Annotated in this window: 15 protein-coding genes; 8 read left to right on the forward strand and 7 right to left on the reverse strand. The window is 53.3% G+C overall.

Features of this window, described 5'->3' with window-relative positions:
* The first annotated feature begins 305 nt into the window (after positions 1–305).
* The 5 genes from VE954_RS06775 (at position 306) to VE954_RS06795 (ending at position 3,845) form a co-directional block, all read left to right on the forward strand.
* Positions 306–1,223 (forward strand): radical SAM/SPASM domain-containing protein, encoded by a 918-nt coding sequence (locus tag VE954_RS06775; RefSeq protein WP_324950976.1) that lies wholly within the window; start codon positions 306–308, stop codon positions 1,221–1,223.
* Between the two features lie 72 nt (positions 1,224–1,295).
* The gene (locus VE954_RS06780) at positions 1,296–1,763 is read left to right on the forward strand and encodes a cytochrome P460 family protein (protein WP_324950978.1); all 468 of its coding nucleotides are present in this window, start codon (positions 1,296–1,298) and stop codon (positions 1,761–1,763) included.
* 60 nt (positions 1,764–1,823) lie between these two features.
* Complete coding sequence (locus VE954_RS06785; protein ID WP_324950980.1) at positions 1,824–2,501, forward strand: hypothetical protein; 678 nt, start codon at positions 1,824–1,826, stop codon at positions 2,499–2,501.
* 17 nt (positions 2,502–2,518) lie between these two features.
* The gene (locus VE954_RS06790; protein ID WP_324950982.1) at positions 2,519–3,151 is read left to right on the forward strand and encodes an NUDIX hydrolase; all 633 of its coding nucleotides are present in this window, start codon (positions 2,519–2,521) and stop codon (positions 3,149–3,151) included.
* 157 nt (positions 3,152–3,308) lie between these two features.
* On the forward strand, positions 3,309–3,845 hold the full coding sequence (locus VE954_RS06795; RefSeq protein ID WP_324950984.1) for a hypothetical protein: 537 nt from the start codon (positions 3,309–3,311) through the stop codon (positions 3,843–3,845).
* Positions 3,846–3,904: 59 nt separating this feature from the next.
* Here VE954_RS06795 and eutC read toward each other — a convergent pair whose 3' ends face one another.
* The 4 genes from eutC to VE954_RS06815 form a co-directional block, all read right to left on the reverse strand.
* A complete protein-coding gene (gene eutC / locus VE954_RS06800; protein ID WP_324950986.1) occupies positions 3,905–4,663 on the reverse strand; it encodes an ethanolamine ammonia-lyase subunit EutC in 759 nt (252 codons plus the stop codon).
* Positions 4,660–6,048 carry an ethanolamine ammonia-lyase subunit EutB gene (locus VE954_RS06805; protein ID WP_324950988.1) on the reverse strand — a complete coding sequence of 463 codons (1,389 nt, stop codon included), beginning with the start codon at positions 6,046–6,048 and terminating at the stop codon, positions 4,660–4,662. Before VE954_RS06805 ends, eutC begins: the two co-directional genes overlap by 4 nt.
* Positions 6,049–6,177: 129 nt before the next feature.
* Positions 6,178–7,416: a hypothetical protein gene (locus VE954_RS06810; RefSeq protein ID WP_324950990.1), complete on the reverse strand. Its 1,239-nt coding sequence runs from the start codon at positions 7,414–7,416 to the stop codon at positions 6,178–6,180.
* A gap of 132 nt (positions 7,417–7,548) precedes the next feature.
* Positions 7,549–8,352 (reverse strand): DUF4423 domain-containing protein, encoded by an 804-nt coding sequence (locus VE954_RS06815; protein WP_324950992.1) that lies wholly within the window; start codon positions 8,350–8,352, stop codon positions 7,549–7,551.
* A gap of 97 nt (positions 8,353–8,449) precedes the next feature.
* Between VE954_RS06815 and VE954_RS06820 the strand changes: the two genes are divergently transcribed.
* On the forward strand, positions 8,450–9,658 hold the full coding sequence (locus VE954_RS06820) for a hypothetical protein (RefSeq protein WP_324950993.1): 1,209 nt from the start codon (positions 8,450–8,452) through the stop codon (positions 9,656–9,658).
* Between the two features lie 92 nt (positions 9,659–9,750).
* Here VE954_RS06820 and VE954_RS06825 read toward each other — a convergent pair whose 3' ends face one another.
* From VE954_RS06825 to VE954_RS06835, 3 genes are all read right to left on the reverse strand, one after another.
* Entirely contained in the window at positions 9,751–12,612 is a 2,862-nt protein-coding gene (locus VE954_RS06825; RefSeq protein WP_324950995.1) for an ATP-binding protein, read from the reverse strand.
* A 141-nt stretch (positions 12,613–12,753) separates the two neighbouring features.
* Positions 12,754–14,595 carry a hypothetical protein gene (locus VE954_RS06830; protein ID WP_324950997.1) on the reverse strand — a complete coding sequence of 614 codons (1,842 nt, stop codon included), beginning with the start codon at positions 14,593–14,595 and terminating at the stop codon, positions 12,754–12,756.
* Between the two features lie 17 nt (positions 14,596–14,612).
* Positions 14,613–15,992: a hypothetical protein gene (locus tag VE954_RS06835; protein WP_324950999.1), complete on the reverse strand. Its 1,380-nt coding sequence runs from the start codon at positions 15,990–15,992 to the stop codon at positions 14,613–14,615.
* 155 nt (positions 15,993–16,147) lie between these two features.
* Here VE954_RS06835 and VE954_RS06840 point away from each other — a divergent pair, with 155 nt between their 5' ends.
* Together VE954_RS06840 and VE954_RS06845 are read left to right on the forward strand one after the other, a co-directional pair.
* Entirely contained in the window at positions 16,148–17,590 is a 1,443-nt protein-coding gene (locus VE954_RS06840) for a PQQ-dependent sugar dehydrogenase (protein ID WP_324951001.1), read from the forward strand.
* A 127-nt stretch (positions 17,591–17,717) separates the two neighbouring features.
* Positions 17,718–20,273: a DEAD/DEAH box helicase gene (locus VE954_RS06845; protein WP_324951003.1), complete on the forward strand. Its 2,556-nt coding sequence runs from the start codon at positions 17,718–17,720 to the stop codon at positions 20,271–20,273.
* The last annotated feature ends 11 nt before the right edge of the window (positions 20,274–20,284 follow it).

Genomic DNA, 20,284 nt, shown 5'->3' on the forward strand with positions numbered 1-20,284 from the left:
CGTCTTCCCTGGAGAGATCGGGAAAAAGGCCGAGTAAGCCTCAGCAAGAGCCCTGGTGCCCGACCGGCCAGGGAAGCGCTGAACGCCCGAAGGCCAGGAATCTCCATCCATAGCCCCTGGCTTGGGTGGAGAGGTTTAATCAGAAAAATCATAGGGACTCCTGTCGTGAAGTTTCTGAGACCATAAAGGAGCAATATGGAGAAACCCTGGAAGGCCTTTATGATTTAATGGCGCAGTTGCGAGCGCAGCCAATTCGTACTAATGTCCTTCCCTTCATGGACCCCCTAGCTCCGGTTGAAAACATCATGCCCAAAGCCTATCGACGAGCCAACGTGGAAATCAGCAATATCTGCAATCTTAAATGCAGCTTTTGCCCTGAAGTGGAACGTCAAAAACAGGTGATGGAACCGGAAACCTTTGACCATCTGGCGGCGCAGCTGGCGCCTTTGGTGGATGAGGTCTGTTTGCACCTCATGGGCGAGCCTTTGAATCACCCTCGCTTCGCCGAATTCATCGCCGCCTGTGCCAAACATGAACTGCCAGTGAACCTGACCACCAATGGCCTGCTTTTGCAAGGCGCCCGGCGGGAATGGGCCCTGCACCCGACTGTGCGGCAGGTGAATATCTCGGTGCATAGTTTTGAAGCGAACTTCGGCCTGCGCGATGTCGGCCCTTATATGGAACGCGTGTTCCAATTCACCCGCGAAGCGCTGGCAAGACGTCCTGATCTTTATATTAATTTAAGACTTTGGGATCTGACGGACCCGTCGTCTCTGAATGAAACCAATGCCGCGATTCGTCAGCATATCGAACAGGAATTCGAAATCGATCTCGCGCAATTGAAAGTCGACATTCGCCGCCGCAAAAATCTGCCTTTGCAGGGCCGTATTTATTTGCATTTCGATTCACGATTCATTTGGCCGTCCCCGCAGCTCCCGATCCGTTCCAACACCGGTTTCTGCCACGGTCTTTCCAATCATTTCGGTGTTCATGCCGATGGCACGGTGGTGCCTTGCTGCCTGGATAAGGAAGCTGTGATCAATTTGGGCAACACGAGCCAGCAGACTCTCGCTGAAATCCTGCAAAGTCCAAGGGCCGAGGCCATGCGCCAGGGCTTTGCGCGTGGGGAATTGCGCGAGGATTTGTGTCAACGGTGTCCTTTCATTGAACGCTTCGCAGCGAAAGCTCGGAAACTCACATCCCAACGCCAAGTTTTTACTTGACCCCTGGGCCGCACTCTTCGTTACAATGCTCATTAACAAACGCATCATTTTCTATTTACCGAAAGGTTTGTCATGAAGACACCTCTGATGGCATTAAGTGTTGTGAGCATCCTCTGTTCGGCAGGATTGGCTTTTGCAGCCGAATTTGCTCCTTTACCCAAGGGATTCCGGGAATGGGTCCATACCAAGTCGATGGTCATTCCTGACAAAACTCACGGGCTTTATGGTTTTCACAACATTTATGCCAACAAAAAAGCGATCCCGACTCTGAAATCAGGCGGTACCTATCCGGACGGCGCGGCCTTTGTCGTTTCGTTTTATGAAGTCAAAAACGAAGGCGGCGCCAGCAACCAGGGTGCGAAGATCATGGACGCGGTGATGGTGAAAACAGCCAAAGCCAAGGCTACAGGCGGCTGGGCTTATGGCGTGTACGATCCCATGGGCAAGAAAAAAGCCGTGGATGTGGTGAAAGGTTGTTACGAATGCCACAATGCTCAAGCTAAAGCCACTGATTATGTGTTTGAAAAATACATAGACTGAGGATAAGACGGAAGGCTGTGAGTTGCTCACGTTTCTTGCAGCCTTTTTTCGGAGTATCCTGTGCGCACTTATTATGTAGCTTCCGCGTTCTGTCTTTTGCTGGCAACAGGCCAGGCTTCAGCTTACACCAGTGTTACCGGCGTCAATAACGGTGGACGCCTCACTGGTGGCCTCCTTCTCCAGGACACCGACTACGAAACCTCGGATGACTTTAATGTTGAGACGACTCAGCTGCTCGCGGGGTATAAGGCCGCTTTGTCTCCAAAATTTGCCCTGGGCGCTGGTCTGGGCGTGGTTTTGGATGGTGAACTGGGCAACGACAACCGCGCTGAAGATGGCAGTGGCCTTCGCCTTTTTGTCGATGGCCAATTTAATTTCAAACAGTGGGGCGCCAACACTATCCTGGGTACATTCGCCCTGACCCATGACCGTTACTCCTTTTCGCGGGATTTTGTAGGCGGTGAAATCGATTATGATTTCACCGTCACTGAAATCAAGATCGGTGGACTGTTCGCGCATGATATCGGCCCGGCTTCGCTGTATGGTGGTCTAGAGGCCTATCTCTTCTCTGATGGCGAGATTGACGTCGGTCCTGCCAATGATGATGTGGAACGCGATGACCGCTTGAACATCCGCCTGGGCGGAGCGTTCGCAGTGGATCAGTCGATTGATTTGCGAGCCGATCTCTTCCTTATGAGCGAGCAAACGTTCCTGTTCGGGGCTGATTTCCGCCTGTAAATGAAAGGGACCGCGCGATGCACCGACAAAGACTCCTCGCCTTGCTGGACGCATACGAGCAGACCTGGGCACGCGGGGTCCTCGCCTATTCAAGCTTTCAGGCCAGCGAAGAACGCGACAATCTGGAAAGGCTCCGCGATTTTGTGCGGAGAAAACCCGATTGCTTCGAACGCAGCTGCCTTGAAGGCCATATCACGGCCTCGGCTCTGGTCACCGACCCTCGCTGTCAGAGTGTGCTTCTGACCCTGCACGCCAAGCTCAATAAGTGGCTCCAGCTCGGCGGTCACGTCGATGGTGACAGCGAAGTGCCAACATCCGCACTGCGCGAGGCCCAGGAGGAATCGGGACGTGAGGAAGTCCGCTTTTTTCCCTACGAGTCTCTCCTGACGGGCTCCACCCTGGTCCACCCCCTGCCCTTTGATCTGGACATTCATCGGATCCCAGCGCGCAAGCAGGATCCTGAGCATTTTCATTTTGACGTGCGCTTCCTCTGCAGTCTGGACCCCGGTCTGCCCTTTGTGATCAGTGAAGAGTCGCATGACCTGCGTTGGTTAAGTCTGAGTGACGCCCAAGGTCTGACAGATGAACGGAGTATGCAGCGGCAGTTCCATAAGCTGCAGGCCGTGCGCGAGAAACTTTTCACCACCTGACAATCCAGAAAAATCCCCATTATCCTGGACCCAACGCTGGAAGGGCGGCGTCTGGACGGAGTATGAGAAGATTTTGTGTTGACCACAGGCGACGCTATTCCCTATGCTCGCCGTCACAGCTGTTCATACCAACATGAGGCAAGGAGGATCTGGGACCATGAAATCCACGGTTTTCGCAGCGGCCCTGCTCGGGATGGGGACGGAATCGCATGCAGTGATTCAGGGGCTGTATGGCAGTGAATGCCTGCACGTAGAAGGCTTGTCAGCTTATAAAGATATGGCGTTTGATAAGGATACCCTGAAGCAGGTGCAGACTGTCTTTGGTGACAATGAATGCTCCCTGCCCGCTTACGACTTTGTGTTCGAAGGTCCCTATCGCATCGACGAACAGCTGGGTTACATCGATTATAGTTTCGACACGATTCGGCTGACCCCGCTCAGCGAAGGCGTCGCCGAGAATTTCAATCAATATGGCCTCTGTGGTATCACCAGCTGGACGGCCGGCAAAGCCGAGCACGTCGCCGGCCTCAACTGCGGTGGACAGCAGATTCCCAATCTCAATACTTTTGTTTATGATCGCATCGTGGACAATCGCAACGGCATCCAGATGGGGCGGGCCAGTGAGGACCTGAATGGTTCCACGCCGAATCATCGACCTGACGAAGTGGATGATGTCATTTATCATGCCAAATAACGCTTCCGCTGCTCTCCCAGCCTCTCCTGAGCTGGGAAGATCAGCCAGTTCGACTAAAATTAAGGCAATGACCTCATACTATCGAGGTTGAGATCCAGTTTTAAATCCACACCGGATAAACCCAGCCGCAAACTATTCCGTATCAAATACAGCAGCTGCTGGGTCGCCATTTCATAAGACAATCCATCCGGAACGCGCACGTTGCTGATGCAGTTCCTGCGACTATCAGGTGTGCCTACGCTGGGCTGATAAGTCAAGTAAATGCCCATACTGTCATGCGCGCTCAGGCCCGGCCGCTCGCCGACAAAAATCACCGAAAGGCGGCTTTGCAAAGCAGTGGCCACGGCATCGGCTGTTGCCACGCGCGCAAAGGGTAACAGCACAAAAGGATAGGGTCTCTGCTGAAAAAAAGCTTCCTGCCCTAAAGCAGGCAGAAAAACCTTCAGGAAAGGTACCAGTTGCTTGTCCATGGCATCTGTAGCCAGACCATCCGTCGCACAAAAAACCAGCTCCGTATCACCCCCATGCTGCCAAATCTTGAGCGCCTCGACCGAGGATCGTGTCAGGCGTCGACCTAAATCCGGGCGCATCAAATACTGCTGCCGATCATGAACTTCCGTTTCCACTTTTAAACTCGGAATCTTTTCTGCCCGAAGAAAATTTTCAATCGCGTCCGTCTCCCATTTTCGCCAAAGACTATCGCGAGCCAAAGCCTGGGCTTCCAGGATTTTTAGATGTTGCTCGGTTGGAACGCTACTGCCATGTCGCCCCAAACCCACGCGGGCCTGTGTCCAATTTCTCCACAATGGACGGCTCATATTCCACTCCCCGTAGGCAGGCTCAAGAGTCGATGCTGAGGATTATGCAGCAGTCGATTCTTCTGCACATCCAGTAAACCTTGTGTCGCCAGCCAGGCTTCAAATTCAGGCGACGGCCGCAGTCCCAAGGCCTCGCGCAGGTAAAGAGCATCGTGAAATGAACTGCTTTGATAGTTGAGCATGATATCATCCGCGCCCGGCACACCCATGATGTAGTTGCACCCGGCTGCCCCTAGCAGGGTCAACAGCGCATCCATATCATCCTGGTCGGCCAGCGCATGCATCGTATAGCAAACATCACAGCCCATCGGCAAACCTAGGAGTTTGCCACAGAAATGATCCTCAAGGCCCGCACGGATGATCTGCTTGCCGTCCGCAAGATATTCGGGTCCGATAAATCCAACCACAGTGTTCACGAGAAAAGGATCAAACGCCCGGGCCACAGCATAGGCCCGCGCTTCCATCGTCTGCGCATCCACTCCAAACGCGGCATCTGCCGACAGGGCTGAACCCTGCCCGGTTTCGAAATACATGACCTGCTGCGTATGGGGATTGCGTTTTAAGGACAACGCAGCCGCCTGGGCTTCTTTGAGAAGGTCCAGCGTCACACCGAAACCTTCATTGGCTTTTTCACTGCCGGCAATGGATTGAAAGAGCAGATCCAAGGGAGCGCCTCGTTCAATGGCCTGAATCTGCGTCGTCGCATGGGCCAGAACACAATTTTGCGTAGGAATTTGATTGGTCTCTTGCACATCCGCCAGCAGCTGCAGGAGGGACACGACGCGGTCAGGAATATCGGTGGCCGGGTTGATGCCGATCACAGCATCCCCGCTGCCCAGTAAAAGTCCATCCAGAAGGCTCACCGCAATGCCGCGAGGATCATCCGTGGGGTGATTGGGCTGCAGTCGCGTGGACAGACGACCGGGCAGACCCACGGTCGATCGAAATCGCGTGATGACAGGACATTTGCGTGCCGCCAGAACCAAATCCTGATTGCGCATGAGTTTACTGACAGCGGCGGCCATCTCAGGCGTGATGGCGTCCTTCACATGCTGCACGTCAGCGGCCTGGGTCTGATCATCCAGAAGCCAATCCCGAAATTCACCCACAGTTTTTGAAGCCAAGGGTGAAAAGGTTTTTTGATCATGAGAATCCACAATCAAGCGGGACACGGCATCCGATTCATACGGAATCACCAGCTCCTGCAGAAAATACCCAAGGGGCACATCAGCCAGGCAGCGTTGCGCGGCCACGCGTTCGGTCGCCGTGACGGCTGCGACGCCGGCCAGCTGATCGGCCGATCGCAGTGGGCTGGCCTTGGCCAGCAGGGTTTTCAAATCAGCGAAGTAAAATTCGGATTGGCCCACGCGCCCACGGAAGGTCATGCTGCACTCCTGTGCCTCGGTTGAACCGCAGGACCATCCTATCAAAAAGCACCGGGCTTGGGCCAGACGAAGGAAGACATAGGTCACAAAGTGAACCTATGCCTATCAGTTGCAAAGACTGGGGAATCCTTACGATTCCGGCTCCAGGCTACGGATTGCAAGAGTTCTCAGTTGATGGGTCGCGAGCCAGGCCAGATCCAAAGCCACATCGCGTTGGGTTCGATCGGCCAGGGAAATTTGCGGAGACCCTGTAAAATACGACATGTTATGAAAATTATTCCCATTCAGTTGGAATCGATGGCAGCTGGCGCAACTGGTATTGGCGACCAGGATCTGCTGACGATCGGCCAGACGCGGCAGGAGTCGATTGCGATCAATGGCATCGAAGATCACCGAATTTCTGAGTTCCTGGACAACGTCTGGGCTTAAGGGAGCATTCAGCAGACGGACATCCTCCTGCTGCCGGGTCACTGTTTCATGGAGTCCGAAATTCGCCAGGGTTCGGCCATTGACTGCCGATTGAATTGAAATGGAATGTTGCTGCAGCTGGCCCGCCTGACCGCTAAAAGCAATAAAACTCCAAACATTGATCTGACCCGGCGCACGGCCGGCGGGAAGTGAAAAGCTCGTTACTTCTTTAATCAGGTGAGCCGCTGTGTAAGTCTGCAGCCATGCCAACAGGCGGCCGCGAAATTCGGTAACCTGCGCACTGAAATACTCGGGCCTTACACCGTTGCCCGCATAGCCGTTGGGCAGTGTTCTTAACCAAAGTGTATTGCCGATCATGCGATCAATCACCTTGTTCCGTAGGGCACGGAATTCTGCTTCCTCATTGGGCTGCAAAAGATTCGCAGGATTGCGTCCACCATGATAATAATTCATCAATCGATTGCGCAAGGTGACCACACGGTTCATCTCGAACTGATTCAAGGCATCACCGGTAAACACATCATAGATGGCATGAATGGCCCGATCATCCGCAAAGAGTCCCGTCGGTGGCGCGAAATTGACTATCGGTTGCCACACCAGGCGCACTTCAGGCCAGCAGTGTTCGGTGATGCGATCCGCAGGCGTTGTTCCGAGCGGCATACAGGGCGCCACTCGCACACCCACCAGTTGCCAATCCGTGAAACGATTTTCCCGTTCCACCGCATCACCAACCGGCGTGCCGCGAAAACCGTTGACGATCTGCTGGTACCACTGAGATGAAAAAAGTTGAGCCGACCCCGCGTTTTGAAAGCGAATGGCCTGCTGAGGGTTGCGATCCAGGATCAACGCCAGATCTTTTTCCCCAAGGCTCTGGCCCTGGACAGGCCCGGCAGCAGCGATGGTGAAGGCTAAAGGCAACAATCGATTCCAGAGACTCATGACGCTTCTCCTGCACATTGAGGTGATAGCACCACTCTAACGTTTTAACTGACACTGGCTACGCATCAGGAATCAAAAATACCAGCTAAGTTGCCGAAGAATTAACGCGTCAGAAAATTTTGATGGCCGCGCTCAATAAAGGTCCAACGTGAGCACATAAGCGTTCTCGACGCGAGCGCATTCACTCACCTGACGCTGGGCTTGGATAATAGCGTCCTTGAGGATTTCCTTGATACGACCCTTGGTATCGGCGTCGCAACTGAAGGTTGCCGAGAAATGATAGTCGTGCGGCTCGCGTTCCCCGGTGTTGAGGTGATGCAAACAGTCGATTCGCCAGTTCTTGTGGTTGATGAGAGAAAGCGGATGATGTTCATCCAAATGAACGTTCTGCTCCACGTGCGTGACGGCATTTTTTTGCAAACGTACCAGACCCAGTTTCTGCAATCGTTCCAGCAGGCGGGTCAGCTCGCTCTCGCTTAAACCCAGACGCTTGCTGATCTGCTGGGGGTGCATGCGAAAGCGGGGAATGGTCAGCAGCATATGAATCTTGGCCAGGCGCACGTCGTGGAAATACATTTCGATCTGCTCGGCTTCCAGACTGGTGATATCACCTTGCAGTTGATCGGCGAGGCGCAAATGCTTCTCCTGTATGGCCTCCAGCTTCTGTTTCAAAAAAACCTTGTGATCATGATGACTACTGCGGCTCATATCTCCGAGCAGCAGCACATAAGTGGTCTCAGCCTCCTGCAGCTGCAAGGCTTTACAAATCTTGAAGAGCTGATCTGCCGAAAATTCGGCACCCTCGGCCATAACGCGCGAAAAATAGCTCGTATGGATCTGGGTGGCGCTGGCGATCGCGCGGTACGAAGTCCCCTGGCCCTTCACAACAGCACGGATGACGTCCCGATAGCATTGGTATCCATATATATTGTTCACTTTGAGGCAATTTCCATTCAGGTTTATACTAATTTTTCGTATACATGCCTCGCCTGGATCACTACTGTCAAGCCCTAGCTTGGGCAGGGGGTGAACCATGAAATTGGCATTGGGTCTTATATTGGTGTTTTTGACGGCTCCTTTGGCAGCCCGATCTCCAGAGCTGATGGACAACGCCGGCGGCGGCTGGTCTGGCAACGGTGGCGGCCTGCATCAGGTCAATGACAACGTTTGGTATCTTGGGGCGGAACCCATCCGCTATTGCATCAAGGCCAAAGTCGATTACCCCGCGCCGGCTGACGAATTGCAGGCCATGGTTCGTCGCAGTTTCAGTTCCTGGCAGCGGTTTTTCACGAAATACGAGATGGGCCGTCCGCAGGCCATGCCGTCCTTCATGCTGACCATGCCGCCTCAAATGACACTGACCGCGCGCGAGGTGCGCTGCGATGAAAAACCTGAACTGGAATTTTATTTCGGGCTGGATAATGAAACACTTAAACTGTATCGCGAAATCAATGAAGCCGATGGTTACGGTCTCGCCTTGCGAACCACCTATGATCATAAGCAGCATCGGCATCAGGGATTCGTTTGGATTCCGGCTTTTGATCAAGATGTTCGTAAAATCGAACACATGCTCCTGCACGAACTAGGGCATGTCTTTGGTATGAAGCACGACACGGTCTTCGTCATGGATCGGGATATCGCCTTGTTGCTCAAATCCCTGGCTGCCGGTGACCCTGCTCTCAGCTTTTTAACGCGTATTGAAGCCGACTTCTGGCCGTTTGATCTAACAGCAGGATCGCGGATGCGCCTGGAACCTTATACGCGGCGTTTGCCTGGTGCAGCACCGGCCTTTCCTCTTCCTGCCTGCGCCAACGGACTGCTGTCGCTGGCCGAGATTCCCATGGAGTTTCATCCGGCCCCGCCGGTCATCACACCACCTTGTGTGCGCATGGTCCTGCAAAAGAATCATGACAATGTTGAAAATAATTTTCAGGTTAACCTGGAAAACGCGGCAGGCGGTTGGCTCGCTACGGTTTATGGAAAGTTTCAAGCGCTCCAGCCGGGCAACGAGGAATCGATGGTACCGGGAACACTTTCCTCGTGGCAAAACGCGAGGCCAGCACCGGCTCCCTGGGTCTATGTGCCTTACGCCAGGCGCAGCATGCACGCGCAACTAAGTGGCTATTTCATCCGCAACCAGATCCGCTATCCCGCGAAACTTTCCTGGTCGCGAGGTTTGAACCTGGAAATTTTCATCCCGGCGCAAGCGCGGTGGTGGTCGATTCGTTCTTTCAGTTCATAAAATAGGGTCCTGTTCGATAATCTCGTTCATTGGCACTGCATTTTGTAAATGCAGTGCCATTATTTTTGAGACTAGAACCTGTTCCTGGGTGATTAGGCGACAGCCCGCCTTGCGTTGATCTGCGCTTTGGTCTTGGGAATCCAGAGCTCGAACTCGGTCCCTTGACCCAGGCGGCTCGTGACGCGAATCTGCCCGCCGGAGGCCCGCAGACTTTCGGCAACCGCCGACATACCGACTCCTCGACCGGAGATATCGGAAATACGCTGAGCTGTTGACAGACCATCCCGGAAGATCAATTCCAGCTTTTGCTGTTCATTCAACTGCGATGCTTCGTTAGCTTGAAGGATTCCAGAACTCACAGCCTTACGGACCAAAGCTTCGGTATCAATCCCTTGCCCATCATCCGCCAGTTTCAGGGTCCACGCGTCTTCAGTTTCTGCAAAACTCAACCGCAAATGACCCACGGCTGGCTTCGAGCCACGCTCGTCAGGAGCTTCCAGGCCGTGATCGAGGGCATTCCGAATCAAGTGTGTGAGGTTCTGCATGACCGGCCCAAAGACGTCGGCATCCACACGGACATCCCCACCTACGATTTCCAATTCTGCTTTTTTATCCAGACGTGCAGCCAAAAGCTTCACGAAATCCGGCAGGGGTCCAACCAGATCCCGCGCACTTTTTAAAAGAACATTTTGAATCCAAAGCGCCAATTCTTTGCGTGCATCGTCCAAGGTCCCGACCCGTCCGACACGCTGCTCCAAGGACTTGATCGCCTTCTGATCCAGCTGCACCCAGGTTCCCACATCTTCTTCGTAGCTGATCGACAGCAGCTGATAGTTGGCTATCAGGAAAGCCTTCAGCTGGTCTTCGACTTGATGGACATGGGCCAGCGTAATGGAAGATTCATCTTCCACCTCATGGATCAGCCTGGCAACTTCGACGAGACCAAAGGAACCGCAGTTGCCTTTCAAGGTATGCAGATGCGTTCGCATCTTTTTCTGATCGGTCGCGGCATGCGGCATTTTCAGCTCGGCCAGCGAGCGGCGCGCATCCGCCAGGAACAGACCAAAGGCTTCGCGCTGACGCAGAATGCCGAGGACCGCGTTGATATTAATGTTTTCCTGTTCCGCCTGCACCAACGCTGTAACATCGGTCACAGTGAAAAGGACAAGCTCCACCTTGCCGGCTTCGTTGCGCACGGCACTGGCAGCCAGACGCAAAGCCCGGTCACCGACATGAAACCTCTGCGGCAATTGTTGGGTGGTGACCTCTTCGGGCATCAGGTCTTCAAAAATCTCGTTGATCGCGAGCTGATAATAGCTGGCATGAGCGGACTTCATTCCTAAAAGATGCGACAGCGGCAGTCCAACCTTCACATGGTTATCAAAGAGCGTCTGACACGACCTGGTGAACCCTTCCTGAATCACAGCCTCACGATTGACCAGCAGGAATCCGCTTTGCACATTGTTCAGGATCGTTTGCAGGGCGCGGCTTCGCTCTTTCACTCGATCTTCCAAACTGGAGTTCATTTTTTCCAATTGTTTGGAGTATTCTTCGAGGCTGACGCGGGCATCCAGGACCTTGACAGTCAACTGATGAAACACCGATTTTAAAAGACCAATTTCATTGCGTGGCAATCGACTGTCCAAGGTCCGAGGGATCTGATCCGTATCATTTTTTTGGATCAGCTCACCCATAGCCTGAATCGAGGCTGTGGTGAGACTCAAAGGCACCAGGACCAGGCGATGGAGGAGGAGTGAAGCGAACACGCCTACGGCCCCGACGGTCATGACCAGATAGAGAATCAATATACGCGTGATGGAGTCCGCAACCGCCGCAGCTTCTGTTAAAGGCTTCACGACGACGACCTTCCAGTACGACGAAGGCACATGGAAGATATAAGCCAGGGACCTTGAACCGGTAACAAAGTCCTTATCCAGCTCCAGGCTTTTGTAAAGTTTGGTCTGCTGGGTTTGTCCGTCCATTGGATCCAGCATGATCGCGTTGATGAATTCCGCTTCCTTATCATCAATCTGATAGCTGTCCTGGTCCACTTTTTTCGAAAGGGAAGCATCAAAGCCCGGCATGGTCCGTGCTTGAGCCAGGATATCCTGGTTCATGCCTTCCAATGCCGAAGCGATGGGTGCAAAGTTGGGCTCCTTCTGCACCAGGTCCGCGGCCATCAGAAAATCTTCGGTGCGATTGCCCTTATCATCCTGTCCGATTTTTTTCACCAGATCCAGGCGTGGGAAAGTCAGGAATTTATTATTACGGTCCATAATGAAGACATAGCCACCGGTCTTCTTTTGCCACGCTTGGGTCAGCGCCTCCAATCCTTCGAGTTTCACATCGATGGTGACTTCGCCCATAAATTTATCTTGATCAAAGATGCCCACGGTGCAGGTGGTCATAGGCTGATAACTATAGGGGTCCATATAGGAGCGGCTCCAGAAACACCGCCCACGCTTCGCATAACGCACCACAACGTACCATTCTTCATTGTGGTAGCCCGCACCCGGTTTATTATAGTCATCAAAGAATTCCAGCTTACCGTCTTTATTACGGCCCCAAAAGAAACTGCTGCGCTCTTTTTTGGAATCAAAGGCAAAAGGCTCCGGCCAGAACCCGCCGCCGGCCACTCCATTGTCACCTTGAAAGTTGATGAGCGAAGGCAGGGATTGATGAATGACCTTGCCGTCCTTGGGCAGGATCCGGCTTGTTTCGGCAAAGGTTCGCGCCAGGGCATCGACTTCGATCAAACGGTTCTGCAGGTCACCCACTGCATTGTTCCCCGTTTGTTCAATCAAGCGTCGACTTTCTTCCAGCACCTTGTCCGTACCCATGAATTTCATGACGAGGACGATGCCGCCCAGAACCCAAAGCCCGAGAACCAGAATGCAGAGTTGGGTCTTAAAGCCAAGGCTTTGATACCAACGTAATTTTTCAAATTGAGCCATACTGAGCCTCCAGAGCATGAAGACTTCTTCGGTACAATCAGCGCGCTTTTTACCTCTTAATGCAGATTGAGGTGTTTATCTCGTAAAAATAAAAGTTTGCGGTTTGCGAACGACGCACGCAGCACGCCGTCCGCAAGAGGCTTAAGGCTGGGTAATGGGTGATTTTTCCAGGTGAATACTCATATCCGTGGCGACCACGAAGCGCTCCTCTGTCCAGGCGTTCAGAACAGTGAAATACAGCCAGCCATCCGACCGATAATGCGGAAACTGGGCATAATAACCTTTGGGCATTTGGGTCAGAGCGATAGGCTCCTTGCCTCGCAAAAGATCATAGACCAAAATATCCGATGATGATTCCAGACTATTCACCCTCTGGCCCTGCCTGGCGTAACGATAGTAAGCCAGCATGCGTTCGTCGAAGGACACAGAGGGTTTTTCACCACCGTCGGTGCAAAGCAAAGCTGTCGACGGATCATTCAAGTCGGGCAGTTTCCCTTTCGAACCAAAGTTCGAATTCATCATAAAGAGTCGGTATCCACCATGACGAGCCTTACCGCCAGTGGAGGCCGAAACAATGGAAGTCGCAATCTGATTGGCCGGTGACATCATCCAGCTGCCGTGATACGGCGTGCTCATGGTGCGACTGTTGACCTTTTCAAAACTGCCGTCATTCACGCGGCGAATCGTATCCATGGTCAACCCAGCCGCCTTGCCAAAGAGCGGCGCGATATCCCGGTTGATCGAATAACCGCTATCGGACGAAAAATAACCAGCGAGCGTGCGAATATCACCAGAATCGAGGTTACTGCCAATGGCCTGATAAAGACCAATTTTCAGATCACCCTTTGAACAGCCTTGCTGCATGAAATCAAGCGTCACGAGATCCTCGTGCTCCAGAATATTCTGCTCGCAGATCCGGGAACCGTGTTCATCTCCCTGAAAAATAAAGCCGCTGTTATCAGGCAGAAAGGCCGGATCATACAGAGCTTCGACGGTGATTTTGCGAGCCTTGCCGCCGCTCAGCTTATTCTGCAGATCGATGATGGCACTGGGCTGTCCACCGTTGCCGACAAACCGGCCATCGGCCGAAGAACGAATCCAATAATTCGTGGTCTCATCATACTGATGCAGAAGGCGCATATGGCCTGGCAGGCCTGGGGCTTTCCAGCTGTCCGCCCGTGGGAAGAGGTCCTGGCCGTTCTGACCTTTTTGCGTGAAACAGTTGTGCTTGTTGGTGTCAGGACAGGCAAACATGGTCACACCGCGGGCCATGTTCACATGCTCCCAGCCCAGACCGCCTTCGCTCATACGCTTCACGTAAGCCTGCAGGTCCTTGCCTATCTGTGTGTCGGCGCGCGTGCGGCACAGATCAGGTCCATCATGAGTGAGGAAATCAGCAAGGCTAGGATAATAATTCAAGACCCAGGCGAGCAGATTTTCAAAATCCTGATCCACAAAGGGTGTGCCGGCCAGAGGCATGCCGGCGTTCGAGCGGAATTGCTCATAATCCGCTTCGCGCCCTGCAGTTTTAAACAGATCCTTAAAAATTTTATGATGGACGCCTGCCGCCATAAAGCCAAGGGCACCTGGCCCAACCTGCTTCACATCCGTCGCGTTATTATCAAGGTTGGTCAGACATGCGATAGCGGCCGTCGCTTCGGTTCGCGTGGACACACCCGAATCAAAACAGGAATAAGCCCATGATGTTGTATTATAGAGATCATCGAGCACGTCGATATTATTGAAGTTCTGATGACAGCCGATGCACTTGCCATTGTCGGGATGGCCATCGCCTTCCACATATCCAATGCGGGCTGCAACCGTTCGAATTTCAGTTTCATTCAGCGAGTCCACCGGAAAGGGATTGGTGCCCCCTCGGGTGGTTTCCTCGGCCGCGGGGTTGTCTTTCAATTGACTGGTGGGCTTACCCTCCTGGCAAGCCGCCAGCCCCATCAAGGCCAGACTGATCATAACGAGTTTCATGGATCCTCCTTCGAGCATTATTCCACCGGCAGCGTTTTCCGCCAGGTCAGATTACGGTGAATCAATTGGTGCAAACTCTGGCCGCCGAGCGCTGCGGACCAGACATAATCCGTGATAAAGTTGGACCTCTGTTGGCGTGTCCCGTACTGGGGAAACTGCACCGCATCATGAAGGATGGCGTCCTGCCGCGCATCGGTCCCTGCAAATTGATGACAACCGATGCAGTTCGTGCGTTGATTGCTGACGCCCATTTCCACATAGGGATTGCTGCACCAGCTCGAACCTGGATTGCCGGATTGAGCGGCACGAAAGGCTGCAACAAGGTCCGGATATTTTTGTGCCAGAGCGTCCCAATCCTCGGCATCGTCCTGAAAACGCGTGACCGCGCAAATCTTATAATGGCCCAGAAGAGGGCTTATGTTCCGCACGAATTCAGGGCGATCGGCGCCAAAATCACTGTCGGGATCCGCTGACCACCATGCCGTGATCCAAAGCCAATCCTTTTGATCCTTGGTCATGATGTGAAGGCCCGGCAGCACCAGCTGTTGCTCCCCTACCCGCACGGACAGTATCGTTTTGGGAGTGTCCTGATTCTGGGCGATCTGCATCCAGCTGCTCTCTGGATTCTTCATCAGCTGCTGCAGAGTCGCTGCATCCGTGGGAAAACTTTTGAACTGGGATTGGCTATTCCACCAGGCCGCTTTCACGATCGCCGATGCCCGTGGCCACTCCGTTCGAAGGCAGGTCGGATCCGTACCAAACGCCGCTGGCCTTTGCAAACCCTGAAAACAACCGCCTAGTTCCGCGTAGTTCTGCAACACAGCATGCATCAGATCCGGACTATAGTAGACGCGACTCGTACCGCCGATTCCAGACCATTCCTCAAGCGTGGGTTCGGGATGTTCATCGAACCAAAGTCGCAAGCGATTCCGCAAAGGCTCGGGCATGGTATCGAGTTCGTGCGTTAAAAAAAGATCAGCGGCATCCACCTGCGCTGCTGTCAACGAACCTCCTTGAACCACTTGATCCGTGGGGCTTTGCTGCAAAGCGTAACGGAACCAGCGTTGGGCATCTTCGATCGTAAACCAGGTCAAGAATCGAGGCACGGCTGCCTGCAGGATGCGATCATCGTTCGTTCGCGTGACAAAGCTCACCGGTGTCACCACTTCGGCAAAGACCCGCCACGCAAGCTGTCGCGTGGTTTCCATGGAGCCTTGCAACGATGGGGAGACGGCCTCACCCTCCCACTGAGGATAATACGGTTGGGTCAGAGGCAGAACGCGTCTTCCCAATGCATCGCTTTCGACTATTGATGTCGGCAAAGGCTTTGGATGACAGGCATTCAGAGTGATCACTGCAAGGAGACCAAACAGCATTTGGTGAATTTTACCGATCATGTTCGCTCCCTCAAAACGATGATATGGGCCGTGAATACCAGAGGACATAAGGTATTGCAAGATGACTTCTCCTCGGAACACTTGTCCTTCGTCTCTGAACATTGTAAAAGCTTCGTTCCAAGCCCGTGAACAATCCAAGTTTGATAGGAGTCGACATGAAAAAAAATTTATTCCATGCACTGGCACTCTCCAGTGTCGTGACGGGATCAGCCTGGGCCCAGGGGCCTGCAGAGGAATTGAAAGCGGAAGCACGCACTATTTTTTTAAACTCATGCGCGGCTTCGTGTCACAACAGCTTTGTCAGCCCCAAGTTGACCGATGCCACAGGTGAAGTGGATTGGAATGCTGTGAAAACCCATGCAGCAAGAATTTTGGTGCGCGTTCAGGACGGCACGATGCCGCCCACACGCGCTCCTGCATCTCAGCAGATCTCAGCCGCTCAACGCGCAACACTTGTGCAGTATGTAAAAACTTTGACGACGAACACGCCTGATAACGGGGGTCTGCCGCTGTCGAATTTGAAGCTGGCTTCGGGCTTCAACATGGAAGTTTTCGCCAAGGCTCAAGGCGCGCGTTCTTTAGCAGTCACGCCGGACGGTATCGTTTTTGTGGGCACCGGTGGATTCTCCAATGTCGATCCCAGCGGTCGTGTGCATGCTATCGTTCCCACCTCCACCGGTCGCAAAGTGATCGCACTGGCCTGGAATTTGGATAATCCGAACGGTGTGGCTTTAAAAGGCAATGATCTTTATGTAGCTGAGCTGACCCGCGTGATTAAATTCAAGGACGCGGTGGGCTGGGTCAAAGCCAATGTGAATAAAAACCTCGGCAAGACCTCGGCGCCTTTTACAGCGATCTACTCCGGGCTTCCCGAACAACCCACGCATGGCTGGAAATACTTAGGCTTTGGTCCCGATGGTAAACTTTATATGAACATCGGCGCACCCTGTAACATCTGTCTGCCGGATCGTGATGCTTATGCCAACATCGTGCGCATGAATGATGACGGCAGCAACTTCGAAGTGGTCGCACGCGGCGTCCGTAATACAGTCGGCTTCACCTGGGATCCCACCACGCAGGACATGTGGTTTACGGATAACGGTCGCGATCAGTTGGGCGATAACTTTCCTCCGGATGAGTTGAACCGTCTCACCGCCGATGGCCAGGATTTTGGCTATCCCTTCTGCCACGCAAAAACCATCAGCGATCCGACCTATGGTAAAAATCAGGATTGCAACAGCAGCGCCTTCACCAAACCCGAAGTGGAATTGGGAGCGCACGTCGCGTCACTGGGTTTGACCTTCTATCAAGGCGATGCTTTTCCCGCGTCTTACCAGAATGCCATTTTTATTGCCGAGCATGGCTCGTGGAACAGCACGCGTAAAAACGGTTATCGTTTGAGCGTGGTTCAGTTCTCTCAGAATGCTTCGGGTCAAACAGTGGGCACCTATAAGCCGTTTATTTCGGGCTGGTTGAATGACGCCACGCAAACCAACTGGGGTCGTCCCGTCGATGTGAAAAATTACATCGATGGTTCGCTGCTCCTGAGTGATGATCAGACCGGTGCCATTTACCGCATCTATTATCAAGGCAATTGATCGCCTCACCTCCCCTTAAACTCACTCCGTCAAACCCGGAGGGGTGCCCCAAACGGGTCGGTTCATGGTACAACATGAAATCGACTCGCGTAGGGCCTTGGCCCTGCCAAGATACAAAGGATGGACTGTGAACCGTGACCCCTTAGAGGCGCCCCTTTTGCGACGCCTGCCTCCCCCTGGAACGCCCATCGATAGCGGCGTCTTGCTCGACGGTTTTCTTGATTACGTGAAAGACCGCGGGGTTGAGCTGTATCCGGCCCAGGAGGAAGCCATTCTAGCGCTTTTCGATGGCGGCAACGTCATCCTCAATACACCCACTGGATCCGGCAAATCCCTGGTGGCAACCGCTCTCCATTTTCATTCGCTGGCTCATGGGCGGCGTTCTTTTTATACGTGCCCGATCAAGGCTCTGGTGAATGAAAAATTTCTGGGTCTTTGCCAGGAATTTGGCCCTGATCAGGTCGGCATGATTACCGGCGATGCCTCCGTCAATAGCAAAGCCTCCATCATCTGCTGCACCGCCGAAATCCTATCCAATATGGCTCTGCGCGACGGTGCGGAAGCTGGTGTCGATGATGTCATCATGGACGAATTTCATTACTACTCGGACCGTGAACGCGGTGTGGCCTGGCAGCTGCCTCTTCTCACCATGCCCAAGGCGCGGTTTCTTTTGATGTCAGCAACCATGGGTGACACGACCTTTTTTGAAAAGGGTCTCAAGGATCTCACCGGGCGCGACACCATCGTGGTCCGCTCCAATGATCGTCCTGTTCCACTCACCTTCATTTACCAGGAAACCATGCTGCATGAGACCATTAAAGGTCTGCTTGCGGGCGGCAAGGCACCCATCTATCTGGTGAACTTCACGCAGCGTGATTGCGCCGAGGAAGCCCAGAATCTGATGTCGGTGGATTTTGCCAACAAAGAGGACAAAGCTGCGATCGCAGCGGTCCTCAACGGCGTTAAATTTTCCAGTCCCTATGGCAAGGAAATTCAGCGTCTGCTCAAACACGGTATCGGTCTGCATCATGCAGGTCTTTTGCCTAAATATCGTCTGCTGGTCGAACAGCTCGCCCAAAAGGGTCTCTTAAAAGTGATCAGCGGAACCGATACCCTGGGTGTGGGCGTGAATGTTCCCATCCGTACGGTTCTCTTCACCAAGCTGTGTAAATTCGATGGCAGCAAGGCCACCATTCTCAGCGTTCGGGATTTCCAACAGATCAGTGGACGCGCCGGACGCAAAGGTTTCGATGATAAGGGCACCGTCGTGGTCCAGGCTCCCGAGCATGTCGTCGAAAACATGTCGATGGAAAACAAGGCCGCGGGTGATGCCAAAAAACTGAAAAAAATCGTTAAAAAGAAGCCGCCGGAAAAAGGCTATGTGCACTGGGACATCAATACCTTCAATCGGCTGATCAGCTCGCCACCGGAATCCCTGACCTCAAGCTTCCAGGTCTCGCACGGTATGCTGCTGAACATTCTGAGCCGTGACGGCGACGGCTGCCGGGCTATGAAAAATCTGATCCGCAACTGCCATGAAACACCGGCCTCCAAGAAAACTTTAACGAAAACGGCCTTTCAAATGTTCCGTTCGCTGGTGGAACGTGGCATCATCCGTTTCGAATGGCTGGCCGAGTATCGGCATAAGAAAATTCTGGTCGACAGCAACCTGCAGACCGACTTCTCCTTGAATCAGTCCCTCTCGCTTTACCTTCTGGATACGATCAAGCTTCTCGATCCCTTCGGCCCTGACTTCGCCCTCGATCTTTTGACTTTGGTGGAATCGATCCTGGAAAACCCGGAACTGATTCTGCGCAAACAGCTCGACCGCATCAAGTCACGCAAGATGGGGGAAATGAAAGCCGATGGCATTGAGTATGACGAGCGCATCGCGGAACTGGAAAAGCTCGAATATCCCAAACCCAATCGGGAATTCATCTATGAAACCTTCAATCAGTTTGCCGCCACTCACCCTTGGGTGGGCAACGAAAATATTCGGCCCAAGTCCATCGCCCGGGAAATGTACGAATCGTTCTTCTCGTTCGACGAATACATTCGGGATTACGAACAGCAAAGGGCGGAAGGCCTTCTGCTGCGTTATCTGATGGAAGTGTACAAGGTCCTGGTGCAAACCGTGCCCGAGTCGCATCGCAATGAAGAAATCGAAGGCATGATCGATTACTTCGGGCGCATGATTCGCAACATCGACTCCAGCCTTCTGGATGAATGGGAAAAACTCCGGAACCCAGCCGCTATTGCTGCCGCCGAGGCTCAGGAAGCGGCACCCGAAGCCCCGGATATCACGCGCGATATGCGGGGGTTCACGGTACAAATTCGCAATGAAGTCTTCCGTTTTGTGCGAGCGATGGCCGCAGGGGATGGTGAAGGAGCCCTGGCTGTGATCGAAGGCGGGACCTGGACCGTGCCTCTTTTAAGTCAGGCCGTAACACCCTATTTCGATGAACATACGACCATTGTCACCGATCGGCAGGCCAGGCATCCGCAGTACTGCCGGGTGAAGCCTCAAAAGGATCCCGAGGGCTGGCGCGTTGAGCAAACACTGATGGATCCTGAAGAGCACAACGATTGGCAGGTCTCCTTTTTTATCGATCGGCAAAAATCGCGCGAACAGAATCGGCCTGTCCTTGAACTCCTTAAGATAAGCCACGTTGAGGAGGGTTGAACCCTGTCTGG

Source organism: Oligoflexus sp. (assembly GCF_035638955.1).
GTDB lineage: Bacteria > Bdellovibrionota_B > Oligoflexia > Oligoflexales > Oligoflexaceae > Oligoflexus.

What these genes read in the sequence shown, in the direction of transcription:
- VE954_RS06775 (WP_324950976.1), top strand. Translation starts at nt 306, where the DNA reads ATGCCCAAAGCCTATCGACGAGCCAACGTGGAAATCAGCAATATCTGC.
- VE954_RS06780 (WP_324950978.1), top strand. Translation starts at nt 1,296, where the DNA reads ATGAAGACACCTCTGATGGCATTAAGTGTTGTGAGCATCCTCTGTTCG.
- VE954_RS06790 (WP_324950982.1), top strand. Translation starts at nt 2,519, where the DNA reads ATGCACCGACAAAGACTCCTCGCCTTGCTGGACGCATACGAGCAGACC.
- VE954_RS06795 (WP_324950984.1), top strand. Translation starts at nt 3,309, where the DNA reads ATGAAATCCACGGTTTTCGCAGCGGCCCTGCTCGGGATGGGGACGGAA.
- eutC (WP_324950986.1), bottom strand. Translation starts at nt 4,663, where the DNA reads ATGAGCCGTCCATTGTGGAGAAATTGGACACAGGCCCGCGTGGGTTTG.
- VE954_RS06805 (WP_324950988.1), bottom strand. Translation starts at nt 6,048, where the DNA reads ATGACCTTCCGTGGGCGCGTGGGCCAATCCGAATTTTACTTCGCTGAT.
- VE954_RS06810 (WP_324950990.1), bottom strand. Translation starts at nt 7,416, where the DNA reads ATGAGTCTCTGGAATCGATTGTTGCCTTTAGCCTTCACCATCGCTGCT.
- VE954_RS06820 (WP_324950993.1), top strand. Translation starts at nt 8,450, where the DNA reads ATGAAATTGGCATTGGGTCTTATATTGGTGTTTTTGACGGCTCCTTTG.
- VE954_RS06825 (WP_324950995.1), bottom strand. Translation starts at nt 12,612, where the DNA reads ATGGCTCAATTTGAAAAATTACGTTGGTATCAAAGCCTTGGCTTTAAG.
- VE954_RS06830 (WP_324950997.1), bottom strand. Translation starts at nt 14,595, where the DNA reads ATGAAACTCGTTATGATCAGTCTGGCCTTGATGGGGCTGGCGGCTTGC.
- VE954_RS06835 (WP_324950999.1), bottom strand. Translation starts at nt 15,992, where the DNA reads ATGATCGGTAAAATTCACCAAATGCTGTTTGGTCTCCTTGCAGTGATC.
- VE954_RS06840 (WP_324951001.1), top strand. Translation starts at nt 16,148, where the DNA reads ATGAAAAAAAATTTATTCCATGCACTGGCACTCTCCAGTGTCGTGACG.